The sequence below is a fragment of the Leptobacterium flavescens genome (assembly GCF_010671605.1).
GTDB classification, from domain to species: Bacteria; Bacteroidota; Bacteroidia; order Flavobacteriales; family Flavobacteriaceae; genus Leptobacterium; species Leptobacterium flavescens.
Map to the genome: position 1 here is coordinate 223,628 of NZ_JAABOO010000001.1, position 12,897 is coordinate 236,524.

A 12,897-nucleotide genomic window follows, 5' to 3' on the forward strand; every position below is an offset into this window, starting at 1 on the left:
ATAAAAGTATTCCTTTCTAAAACAATACCTTTGCATCCCAATTTTGTGAAATGAGGTTACACAGGAATTTAGTTTTTGCAGTTATTGACGGTTTACACCAGATCTTTAACGAAAATAAATACGCCGATAAGGTCGTAGAGCAGTTATTAAAAAGAGATAAGCGATGGGGAGCCAGAGATCGGGCTTTTATTGCCGAAACCACCTACGATATAGTTCGGTGGCGGCGTCTCTATGCGGAAATTGCCGGAGCCGGATCGCATTTCAGCAGAGAAAACCTTTGGAAGATCTTTGCAGTATGGGCTGTTATGAGAGGAATTCAGTTACCCGACTGGAAACAATTTTACGGAACCCCCGTACGGAGGATCAAGGGGAAATTCGATGAACTTTCCAGGCAACGTATATATCGTGAATCTGTTCCCGATTGGATGGATCAGTTGGGTGAAAAAGAATTGGGTCAGGAGACCTGGGATAAGGAAATTGCAGCTCTTAACCGTCAGGCCGATGTGATCCTGAGAGTAAATACGCTTAAAACCAATAAAAAAAACCTTCAGTTCAGTCTCAGGGATCAGGATATAGAAACCACAGAAATAAAAGGATATCCTCATGCTCTTAAACTAAAGGAAAGAGCCAATATCTTTAAAACAGAAGCTTTTCAGAACGGCTGGTTTGAAGTTCAGGATGCATCTTCTCAACTGGTAGCTTCCCTTTTGGATGTCAAATCCGGAATGAGAGTAGTTGATGCCTGTGCCGGAGCCGGAGGAAAAAGTTTGCACCTGGCCTCCCTCATGGAGAACAAGGGGCAGATAATTGCCATGGATATTTATGAAAATAAATTAAAGGAATTAAAACGAAGGGCAAAACGCAATGGTGCCCACAATATAGAAACCCGGGTAATAGACGGTTCCAAAACTGTCAAAAAATTAATTAATTCGGCAGACCGATTGCTGATAGATGCTCCCTGTAGCGGTCTTGGGGTCCTGAGAAGAAATCCGGATGCCAAGTGGAAACTAAAGCCGGAATTTATTGAGGAGATCAAAAAAACACAGGCCGATATTCTTCAGTCCTATTCCAGAATGGTAAAAGAAGGTGGGAAAATGATCTATGCCACCTGTTCTGTTCTTCCATCTGAGAATCAGCAGCAGGTAAAGGATTTCCTTGCTTCGGAAGCCGGGAAAGACTTTAAATTTAAAAAGGAAAATATCATTCTGGCCTCCGATTCGGGCTTCGATGGTTTTTATATGGCGTTGCTGGAAAAAAGCAAATAATAAGACTGTCGAAAAGCCTGTTAAAAACTAATCGATTTTCGTCCTATTTTAGAAGCGATTTGTGTAAATTTGCATTTTCTATAATCATCTGTTTATTGTATTGATAAACAAAAACGAATTTCGATTTATGATTCTTTTCTTCGGAGACCTAACGTCTAAGATCTACGCGCTCCAGACGAGCGAGGAACTTTCAGCAGAAGACCTAAAAAAATTAAACTGGCTTTTCGGAAATCAACCACAGATAAAACAACCTTCACTCGAAGGTTTTTTTGTTGGTCCACGTGCCACTATGATCACTCCCTGGAGTACAAATGCTACAGAGATCACTCAGAATATGGGGATCAGGGGGATTGTGAGAATAGAAGAGTACATCAATATTGATAAAGATTCCACCGATTTCGATCCGATGCTATCACAGAAATACGAAGGGCTGGATCAGGAGATCTTTACCATCAACATAGAGCCGGAAGCTGTAATAGATATTAAAGATATTGCCGCTTATAATGAAAAAGAAGGGCTGGCACTTAGTGAGGAAGAGATAGAATACCTGGAAAAACTTGCGGAAAGGCTGGGAAGAAAACTAACCGATTCTGAAGTTTTCGGTTTTTCTCAGGTAAACAGTGAACACTGCAGACATAAAATATTTAACGGAACATTTGTCATTGATGGGGAAGAACAACCGAGTTCTCTGTTTAAAATGATAAAAAAGACCTCGGAAACCCATCCTAATGGTATTGTTTCCGCTTATAAAGACAATGTAGCCTTTGTTAAGGGGCCCAAAGTAGAGCAATTTGCTCCGGATAGAGCTGATGAACCCGATTTCTATCAGATAAAAGAGTTTGACAGCGTGATCTCCCTTAAAGCGGAGACCCATAACTTCCCAACTACGGTAGAACCTTTTAACGGGGCTGCTACGGGATCGGGAGGAGAGATCAGAGACCGGCTTGCAGGTGGAAAAGGTTCCTTACCCCTGGCAGGTACAGCCGTATATATGACTTCTTATTCCAGGCTGGAAGAAAATCGCCCCTGGGAAAAAGGAATGAAAGAGCGCAAATGGCTTTACCAGACTCCGATGGATATTCTGATCAAAGCTTCTAACGGAGCATCTGATTTCGGAAACAAATTCGGACAACCCCTTATTGCGGGATCCGTATTGACATTCGAACATGAAGAGGATGCCCGTAAACTTGGTTTCGACAAGGTAATTATGCTTGCCGGCGGAGTGGGTTACGGAAAAGAAGATGAGAGTCTGAAGGACAGCCCGCAGGAAAGCGATCAGATCGTGATCCTCGGAGGAGAAAATTACCGTATCGGAATGGGAGGAGCAGCAGTTTCTTCTGCAGATACCGGAGAATTCAGCTCGGGGATAGAATTAAATGCCATCCAGCGTTCCAATCCTGAAATGCAGAAGCGTGCAGCAAATGCTATCAGAGGGATGATAGAGAGCGAGAACACTATCGTTTCCATTCACGATCACGGAGCAGGAGGTCACCTCAACTGTTTATCCGAACTGGTTGAAGAGACCGGAGGAAAGATAGATCTGGATAAATTACCGGTTGGAGATCCTACGCTTTCGGCCAAAGAGATCATCGGTAACGAATCTCAGGAAAGAATGGGCTTGGTGATCTCTAAGGAACATACAGCACAGTTACGCAAAATTGCAGACAGGGAGCGATCTCCTATGTATGAAGTTGGAGAAGTTACCAACGATCATCAGTTTACCTTCAAATCGAAAAAGACAGGAGAAAAACCAATGGATCTTTCTCTGAACGATATGTTCGGTAGTTCTCCCAAGACTATTATGTCCGATAAAAAAATATCCAGGGCATATCAGGATAGTACCTATAAAACAGAGAATATCAATCAGTATCTTGAGCAGTTGCTTCAGCTGGAAGCTGTTGCCTGTAAAGACTGGCTGACCAACAAAGTAGACCGTTGCGTTGGAGGAAAAGTGGCTAAGCAGCAATGTGCCGGCCCTCTTCAACTTCCTCTTAATAATGTGGGGGTAATGGCCATGGACTACAACGGAAAAGAAGGGGTTGCCACTTCTATAGGGCATTCTCCGGTAAGTGCACTTATCGATCCGGTGGCCGGGAGTAGAAATTCAATTGCCGAAGCACTGACAAACCTCGTTTGGGCACCTTTAAATAGCGACCTGAAAGGAGTAAGTCTTTCTGCTAACTGGATGTGGCCCTGTAAAAATGAAGGAGAAGATGCAAGATTATATGATGCGGTTAAAGGATGTTCTGATTTTGCGATCGAGCTGGGGATCAATATCCCAACCGGGAAAGATTCGCTTTCCATGAAGCAAAAATATCCGAATGAGGAAGTTATAGCACCCGGTACCGTTATTATCTCTTCTGTTGCGCATTGTAATGATATTAATGCCATTGTAGAACCGGTTCTTAAGAAAAACGGAGGAAATATCTATTATATCAATATTTCCAAAGATGATTTTAAACTGGGAGGTTCTTCTTTTGCTCAGATCCTGAACAATATCGGAAGCCAGGCACCTACGATTAAGGATGCTGCTTATTTTAAATTGGTTTTTAATACGATACAGCAGGCAATTAAAGAAGGAAAGATACAGGCGGGGCATGATATTGCTTCCGGAGGATTTATTACCAGTCTGCTGGAGATGTGTTTTGCAGACAACGATCTGGGAGCAGAAATCGACCTTAGCACACTTGGAGAAAAAGATTCTGCAAAAGTTCTCTTCCATGAGAATGCAGGTCTGATCTTCCAGGCTGATGCTTCTGTGGAAGCTTTACTGAAAGAAAATAATATTGATTTTGCGAACATAGGAAAGGTCAATGAATCAGGTGTACTAATTGTAAAGAATCAGGAAGATACTTTTGATTTCGACATTGAAAAATGGAGAGATACCTGGTATAAGACCTCTTATTTACTGGATAAGAAGCAAACGGCAAACGAGCTGGCCGAAGCCAGATTCAGCAATTATAAATCTCAGCCGTTAAACTATAACTTCCCTTCTCAGTTTACAGGTAAAAGACCGGAGATCGATGGTAGCAAACAAAGACCAAAAGCTGCGATACTAAGGGAAAAAGGAAGTAATTCGGAAAGGGAGATGGCCAATGCGATGTACCTGGCCGGTTTTGATGTGAAAGATGTACATATGACCGATCTGATCTCCGGAAGAGAAACCCTTGAGGATATCCAGTTTATCGGTGCAGTTGGAGGTTTTTCAAACTCAGATGTACTGGGCTCTGCCAAAGGATGGGCCGGAGCATTCCTTTATAATGAAAAGGCCAATACCGCTTTAAAGAATTTCTTTGCAAGAGAAGATACGCTTTCTGTTGGGATCTGTAACGGATGTCAGCTCTTTGTGGAGCTCGACCTTATTAATCCGGAGCATGAATTAAAATCGAAAATGCTTCACAACGATTCCCATAAACACGAGAGTGCGTTTACTTCCGTTAAAGTAGAAGAGAATAATTCTGTTATGTTATCCAGCCTGGCCGGAACAACTTTGGGAGTATGGATCTCTCATGGTGAGGGTAAGTTCTCCCTGCCTATGTCTGAAGACCAATATGACATAGTAGCCAAATATGGGTATGACGCCTATCCCTCCAACCCTAACGGAAGTGATTACAATACGGCAATGATGTGCGATAAAACAGGAAGGCACCTGGTAACCATGCCACATATAGAGCGTTCTATTTTTCAATGGAACTGGGCCAATTATCCTGAGGGTAGAAAAGATGAAGTTTCTCCATGGATAGAAGCTTTTGTCAATGCAAGAAAGTGGATTGAAGAACACAAATAAATTTACCAATGATCGATAACCTGGAACAAGGCTTTTTCGGTATCGGGATCCAGAATGGAAAGACTCCCGAAAATCTTGGTGTTTTATGGCGTTCTGCCCAGAATATGGGTGCCAGCTTTATTTTTACCATCGGTAATCGCTACGCCAAACAGGCTTGTGATACACATAAAGCGGTTGGGGCCATGCCCTATTTTCATTACGATACCTTTAAAGATTTTTATCATCATCTCCCTAAGGGAGCCATGTTAGTAGGTGTTGAGCTGACAGACGAAGCGGAAGCTCTTGAAACTTTCAAACATCCCAGAAGGTGCGTATATCTTTTGGGAGCTGAAGATCATGGCTTGTCTAAAGAAGCGATCGAAAAATCTCATTTCCTGGTAAAATTTAAATCCACATTAAGCATTAATGTAGCGGTGGCCGGAAGTATTATCATGTATGACAGAGGTTTAAAAAAATAATTCCCCTTATATGACAAAACCCTGTGACCAGAAACACACAGGGTTTTGCAATTAAAAAACATCTCAAACTATCTAACAACCAGTTTTGTAGTATAAACATAGTTTATCCTGCAGCTAAAAAGTGCTGTATTTCGATTAAGCCAGGGTAATGCTCTTTAAGCGGTAGATATCCTTCGACGAATGGAAAGCAGTAAATTTTTAATCCCGGAGGAAGTTGTATTTTTGGAAGAAAATAAAAAATGCATCCTGAAGTAAAGAAATTAGTTGAGAGTCTTGAATTACTCCCTCACCCGGAAGGAGGTTTTTACAAGGAAGTTTACAGAAGTAACGATAGTATATCTAGGGTAGCTCTCCCAAATAAATTTAATGGAAAACGCAGTTATGCCACCAGTATCTATTTTCTCATTACTTCCGGGAATTTTTCAGCTTTTCACAGGATAAAACAGGATGAGATCTGGCATTTTTATGGAGGCTCTCCCCTCTATGTTCATTGCATTGATGAAAACGGTAATTATATCAGAAATGAGGTTGGAATGGACATCGAAAACGGGCAGGCTCCTCAGTTGGTTGTTCCTGCCGGAGTTTGGTTTGGGTCCAGTGTAAAAGACGACAATTCTTATTCATTAGTAGGTTGCACTGTTGCTCCCGGCTTTGATTTTGACGATTTCGAACTTGCAGAAAGAGAAGCTTTAAGTACTGAGTTCCCGCAACATTCTAATATAATTTCAGATCTTACCCGGATCTGAACTGTCTGCCTAACAACCAATAATTTAAATCGGATTTCCCGCTTTTTTTACAGGGAGATACTCTCCTCTTTTTATTTCATCATTTGATTAATCCCTTCAATTTTTATACTTTGCAATACTATCACAGAATAATGAACGGAGCATGACAAACATAACTCGCCTTTTTGATTTTCCATATCACCAGTTAAAAGAATTCGACTTAGAAAAGTCATTAGTAACCAAATATAAGGGTGAGTGGATAGCTACTTCCACTAAGGAATATATTGAGAAAGCAAACCAGATAAGTCGGGGCCTGCTAAGGCTTGGTGTAGGACCAAACGATAAGGTTGCAGTCATTTCCATGACCAACAGAACGGAGTGGAATATTGTAGATATAGGGATACTTCAGATAGGGGCACAGAACGTTCCTGTTTACCCAACGATCTCTGAGGAAGATTACGAATACGTCCTCAATCATTCTGAATCTGTTTACTGTTTTGTTTCCTGTACGGAGGTCCTGGGAAAAGTAGACGCGGTCAAAGCAAATATCCCTTCGCTTAAAGGTGTTTATTCCTTTGATGAGATCGGCAGTTGTCAGAACTGGGAGGAAGTACTTAAACTGGGAGAGGATGACAGCAATCAGGATGAAGTTGAAAAATTAAAAGATGCGGTAAAGACAGACGATCTGGCTACCATTATTTATACTTCCGGAACAACCGGACGCCCCAAAGGGGTTATGCTTACTCACAGAAATATTGTCAGTAATGCTATAAACAGCTCTGTTCGCTTCCCTATTCATGACGGAGAGGCAAAAGCCCTGAGTTTTTTACCGGTATGCCATATTTACGAGCGTATGCTTATTTATCTGTATCAGTACAGGGGAGTAAGTATTTATTTTGCAGAATCTATAGAAGCGATCAGTGATAACCTTAAAGAAGTTAAACCCGATGTAATGACAGCGGTTCCGCGATTGCTCGAAAAAGTATATGACAAGATCTACGCCAAGGGTGCAGAACTTACCGGAATTAAAAAGAAGCTCTTTTTCTGGGCTCTTGATCTCGGGCTAAAGTATGAACCTTACGGTAAGAACGGATGGTGGTATGAATTTAAATTGAAGATCGCCCGAAAGCTGATCTTTGTAAAATGGCAGGAAGCTCTTGGGGGGAATATAAAAGTAGTAGCCTCGGGAAGTGCTGCACTTCAACCAAGATTGGCAAGGGTTTTTAACGCAGCCGGTATTCCTATCATGGAAGGTTACGGACTTACCGAAACCTCTCCGGTGATCTCGGTTAACGATGTTAGGAATAATGGAATGAAGATAGGTACCGTAGGGAAACTGATCCCCGAATGCGAAGTAAAGATCGCCGAAGACGGAGAGATCCTCGCAAAGGGCCCTAACGTTATGGTAGGTTATTACAAGGACCCGGAAAAGACCGCTGAAGTTTTGCAGGACGGATATTTTCACACGGGAGATATCGGAGAACTTGATAACGAAGGCTTTCTGAAAATTACCGACAGGAAAAAAGAAATGTTCAAGACATCCGGAGGAAAATATGTGGCTCCGCAGCTTATAGAAAATGAGATGAAGCAATCCCGTTTTATCGAACAGATCATGGTTATAGGCGATGGAGAAAAAATGCCTGCGGCACTTGTACAACCTAACTTTGAGTTTGTAGAAGACTGGGCGGAACGTCACGATCTTAATCTCGGGAATAATGCTGAAGAAATTGTTTCCAATCCTAAATTAGTGGAACGTATACAGGAAGAGATAGATACCTATAACGAGCGCTTCGGAAAATGGGAAAAAATCAAACGTTTTGAACTTACTCCGGATGTATGGAGTATAGACGGAGGGCACCTCACTCCTACTATGAAACTTAAAAGAAGAGTGATCAAACAGAAATATATAGATCTCTATAATAAGATCTATGAGCACAACATATAAATAAGATACTTCTTAAATTAATGAAAACTCCCTAATCTCCAGGGAGTTTTTTTATGGATATAAGCGAGATTCACGCCGGGTATTATCTTTTCCTTAAATTTTTATTAATTTATTATGCATGCATAATAAATTTTCATATATTTGAAAGCAATTAATTTAAAGAATGAAAGAAAAAACCATCGATTATGCTTTAAGAGCCACCTGGCAAGCTGTTGCCAGGATGTATAATGAAGAAGCCGGAAAGTTCGAAACTACGATGGCTACAGGTTTTACACTATTAAGTATTGATCCCGAAAAAGGAACCCCTTCAACGGCCCTTGGTCCCAAGATGGGAATGGAAGCTACCAGTCTTTCCAGAATACTGAAGACTATGGAAGAAAAGGGATTAATTGAGCGTAAACCAAATCCTGACGACGGCAGGAGTGTACTTATACATCTTACGGAATTTGGCAGGGAAAAACGCGAAGTATCGAAAGGAGTTGTTCTCCAGTTTAACGATGCCGTAAAGCAGCATATTTCTGCAGAAAAGCTCAAGCATTTCTTTGAAGTAACCGAAATTATAAATGAGCTTATCATTGAAAAGAAAATTTACAATCAGGAAATCACTACTAATACTAATATCAGCTAAATAAAATGATCAGAAGAATTAATAAAGTTGCTGTCATTGGTTCCGGAATTATGGGTAGTGGTATTGCATGTCATTTTGCAAATATTGGCGTTGAAGTACTACTGCTTGATATAGTCCCCAGAGAATTAAACGACAAGGAAAAAGCCAAAGGGCTTACTTTAGAAGATAAAGTCGTAAGAAACAGAATGGTGAACGACCATTTAACAGCTTCATTAAAATCGAAACCCTCTCCTATTTATCACAAGGATTTTGCAAAGAGGATCACAACGGGAAACCTGGAAGATGATCTTCACAAGGTTAAAGAGGTAAATTGGATCATTGAGGTAGTTGTGGAGCGTCTCGACATAAAGCAAAAAGTATTTGAACAGATCGAAAAGCACCGTAGTCCGGGAACACTGATCACATCAAATACTTCGGGTATTCCGATAAAATTCATGAATGAAGGCAGAAGCGAGGATTTCAGAAAACATTTTGCGGTTACTCACTTTTTCAACCCTCCGCGATATCTCAAGTTATTTGAGGTGATCCCCGGGCCGGATTGTCTTCCGGAGATCACAGATTTCCTAATGGGATACGGTGAAAAATTCCTGGGTAAAACTTCTGTTCTTGCAAAAGATACTCCTGCCTTTATCGGTAACAGGATCGGGATATTCGGTATCCAAAGCCTGTTTCACCAGGTAAAGGAATTAGGGCTTACTATTGAAGAAGTGGACAAGCTTACGGGACCGGTTATCGGAAGACCGAAATCGGCTACTTTCCGTACCGTTGATGTAGTTGGATTGGATACCCTGGTACATGTTGCCAACGGAATTCATGAAAATTGCCCGGATGATGAAGCTCATGAATTATTCAGGCTTCCCGATTTTATTGAAAAGATGGTGCAGAACAAATGGCTGGGAAGTAAAACCGGACAAGGATTCTATAAAAAAACAGTGAACGGAGACGGGAAGAAAGAGATCCTTTCACTGGATCTGGATACTATGGAATACAGAGCTAAGAAGAGTGCAAAATTTGCTACTCTCGAGTTAACAAAGACCATAGACCGCCCGATAGATCGTTTTAAGGTACTGGTAGGCGGAAAAGATAAGGCCGGAGAATTCTACAGAAAGAATTTTGCCGCCATGTTCGCCTATGTTCAAAACAGGATCCCTGAGATCTCTGATGAACTCTATCGTATAGATGATGCCATGAAAGCCGGCTTCGGATGGGAAAACGGTCCGTTTGAGATCTGGGATTCCATCGGAGTGGAGAAAGGGATAGAATTGATGAAAGCCGAAGGCCTGGAAGTTGCGGATTGGGTGAATGAAATGCTTGCCGGAGGAAATAACAGTTTCTATACCGTTAAGGACGGAGCTACCTATTATTATGATATTCCGGCCAAGGTTCAGACTAAAAAACCTGGGCAGGATGCCTTTATTATTCTTGATAATATCAGAAAGACCAATGAGGTCTTTAAGAACAGCGGAGTTGTCATCGAAGATCTTGGAGATGGTATCCTTAACGTAGAATTCCGTTCTAAAATGAATACCATTGGCGGGGACGTTCTCGCCGGTCTGAATAAAGGGATCGATCTGGCTGAAAAAGATTTCCAGGGATTGGTGATCGGAAACCAGGGTGCTAATTTCTCTGTAGGAGCCAATATCGGAATGATATTTATGATGGCAGTAGAGCAGGAATATGACGAATTGAATATGGCCATCAAATATTTCCAGGATACCATGATGCGTATGCGATACTCCTCAATCCCGACCATCTCTGCGCCTCATGGAATGTCCCTGGGAGGTGCCTGTGAGCTATCTATGCATGCCGATAAGGTTGTTGCAGCGGCAGAATCATATATAGGATTGGTGGAATTCGGAGTTGGAGTTATCCCCGGAGGGGGTGGATCCAAAGAGATGGCACTCAGAGCATCGGATACTTTCAGAAAGAATGATGTTGAGTTGAATGTTTTACAGGAATACTTCCTGACCATCGGAATGGCAAAAGTATCTACTTCTGCTTATGAAGCTTTCGATCTCGGTATTCTTCAGAAAGGAAAAGATATTGTAGTTGTCAATAAGGACCGTCAGATAGCGCAGGCAAAAAAGCATGCGGTACTTATGGCAGAAGCAGGATATACCAAACCTGTAAAAAGAAAAGATGTAAAAGTACTCGGGAAGCAGGCATTGGGAATGTTCCTTGTGGGAACAGACTCGATGGAAGCCGGGCATTTTATTTCAGAGCACGATAAGAAGATCGCCAATAAACTGGCCTATGTCATGGCCGGAGGAGATCTTTCAGAACCGAATTATGTGAGCGAACAATATCTGCTCGATATAGAACGCGAAGCCTTTCTTTCACTTTGTACGGAAAGAAAAACACTGGAGCGTATTCAGCATATGTTAAAAACGGGGAAACCATTACGTAATTAATGGTAGGATTTAAGTATTGAGATTTGAGATATTAGATTTAGGAAATGCATAAAGTAGAAGATTTAAAAATTTGGCAAAAAGCAATTGAACTGGTTAAATTGGTTTATTTGCTAATTGCTGAATTACCTTCCGATGAAAAATACGGTCTGATATCACAGATTAAAAGAAGCGCTATTTCTATACCATCTAATATTGCCGAAGGTGCAGGGAGGAATTCTAACAAGGAGTTTATTCACTTTTTAAGTATTGCCAATGGTTCAACTTATGAGCTTCAGACTCAACTAATTTTAGTTTTAGAATTAAATCTCTCAACCAAGCAAAAAGTATCTACGCTTATAGATGCGTGTATAGAAATACAAAAAATGAATTATTCGTTTCAAAAAACATTAAAAGAAAATGATCTCAATACTCAATACTGAGATCTAAAATCTAAAGTAAAAATGAAAACAGCATATATAGTTAAAGGATATAGAACAGCAGTGGGAAAGGCTCCCAAAGGTCTGTTCAGATTTAAAAGGCCGGATGAGCTGGCCGCAGAGACTATTGAGCACATGCTCAAGGATCTTCCGCAATTAGACAAAACACGTATCGATGACGTGATCGTTGGGAATGCAATGCCGGAAGCAGAACAGGGGTTAAACATGGCACGTCTTATTTCTCTTATGGGTCTTAAAATTGAAGATGTGCCAGGGGTAACCGTAAACCGTTATTGCGCATCCGGATTGGAAACTATCGGGATTGCAACTGCAAAGATCCAGGCGGGAATGGCCGATTGTATTATTGCAGGTGGTGCGGAAAGTATGAGTTATATCCCAATGGGAGGATATAAACCTACGCCGGATTACGGTGTTGCCAAGGAAGGAAATGAAGATTATTACTGGGGAATGGGCTTAACAGCTGAAGCTGTAGCCAATCAGTTTAAGGTTTCCAGAGAAGACCAGGACGAGTTTGCTTATAATTCTCATATGAAAGCCATTAAGGCTATCAAAGAAGGGAAATTTAATGATCAGATCGTACCCATAGATGTGGAACAGGTATATGTTGATGAGAATGGGAAAAAGGCGAGCAAAAAATATACGGTAGATACGGATGAAGGACCAAGACCGGATACCAATACGGCTGTACTGAATAAGCTTCGCCCTGTATTTGCGGCCGGAGGAAGCGTAACCGCAGGAAATTCATCACAGATGAGTGATGGGGCTGCTTTTGTACTGGTTATGAGTGAGGAAATGGTAAAAGAATTAAACCTGGAACCTATTGCCCGTCTGGTAAACTATGCTGCTGCAGGAGTAGAACCCAGAATTATGGGGATAGGACCTGTAAAAGCTATTCCGAAAGCCTTAAAACAGGCCGGAATGAAGCTCGAAGATATAGAACTTATAGAACTGAATGAAGCATTCGCTTCCCAATCGCTGGCAGTGATCAGGGAACTGGGGCTCAATCAGGAGATCGTAAATGTAAACGGTGGGGCTATTGCTTTGGGGCATCCCCTCGGATGTACGGGAGCTAAACTCTCTGTGCAATTGTTCGATGAAATGCGAAAGCGGAAAAATAAATACGGAATGGTAACCATGTGTGTGGGTACCGGACAGGGAGCCGCCGGGATATTTGAATTTTTAAATTAAACAGATATGAGAAATGAGGCCTCAGATGTGAGACATTTATCTGAAATCTCAAT

Annotated in this window: 9 protein-coding genes; all 9 read left to right on the forward strand. The window is 41.5% G+C overall.

The window, feature by feature from the left end; all coding sequences use genetic code 11:
- Window positions 1-50: 50 nt before the first annotated feature.
- The 9 genes from GWK08_RS01060 to GWK08_RS01100 all read left to right on the forward strand — a co-directional run bounded on the left by GWK08_RS01060 (window position 51) and on the right by GWK08_RS01100 (window position 12,844).
- Complete coding sequence (locus tag GWK08_RS01060) at window positions 51-1,265, forward strand: RsmB/NOP family class I SAM-dependent RNA methyltransferase (RefSeq protein WP_163605056.1); 1,215 nt, start codon at window positions 51-53, stop codon at window positions 1,263-1,265.
- Window positions 1,266-1,392: 127 nt separating this feature from the next.
- A complete protein-coding gene (gene purL / locus GWK08_RS01065; protein ID WP_163605057.1) occupies window positions 1,393-5,052 on the forward strand; it encodes a phosphoribosylformylglycinamidine synthase in 3,660 nt (1,219 codons plus the stop codon).
- Between the two features lie 8 nt (window positions 5,053-5,060).
- Entirely contained in the window at window positions 5,061-5,510 is a 450-nt protein-coding gene (locus GWK08_RS01070) for an RNA methyltransferase (protein ID WP_163605058.1), read from the forward strand.
- Window positions 5,511-5,749: 239 nt separating this feature from the next.
- Window positions 5,750-6,256, forward strand: a complete 507-nt coding sequence (locus tag GWK08_RS01075) for a cupin domain-containing protein (protein WP_163605059.1) — start codon at window positions 5,750-5,752, stop codon at window positions 6,254-6,256.
- 142 nt (window positions 6,257-6,398) lie between these two features.
- Window positions 6,399-8,180: an AMP-dependent synthetase/ligase gene (locus GWK08_RS01080; protein WP_163605060.1), complete on the forward strand. Its 1,782-nt coding sequence runs from the start codon at window positions 6,399-6,401 to the stop codon at window positions 8,178-8,180.
- Window positions 8,181-8,343: 163 nt separating this feature from the next.
- Window positions 8,344-8,808, forward strand: coding sequence for a MarR family winged helix-turn-helix transcriptional regulator (locus tag GWK08_RS01085; RefSeq protein WP_163605061.1), 465 nt, complete (start codon window positions 8,344-8,346; stop codon window positions 8,806-8,808).
- 5 nt (window positions 8,809-8,813) lie between these two features.
- Window positions 8,814-11,219 carry a 3-hydroxyacyl-CoA dehydrogenase/enoyl-CoA hydratase family protein gene (locus GWK08_RS01090; RefSeq protein ID WP_163605062.1) on the forward strand — a complete coding sequence of 802 codons (2,406 nt, stop codon included), beginning with the start codon at window positions 8,814-8,816 and terminating at the stop codon, window positions 11,217-11,219.
- Between the two features lie 44 nt (window positions 11,220-11,263).
- A complete protein-coding gene (locus GWK08_RS01095; RefSeq protein WP_163605063.1) occupies window positions 11,264-11,638 on the forward strand; it encodes a four helix bundle protein in 375 nt (124 codons plus the stop codon).
- Between the two features lie 21 nt (window positions 11,639-11,659).
- Window positions 11,660-12,844 (forward strand): acetyl-CoA C-acyltransferase, encoded by a 1,185-nt coding sequence (locus GWK08_RS01100; RefSeq protein WP_163605064.1) that lies wholly within the window; start codon window positions 11,660-11,662, stop codon window positions 12,842-12,844.
- Window positions 12,845-12,897 lie beyond the last annotated feature (53 nt).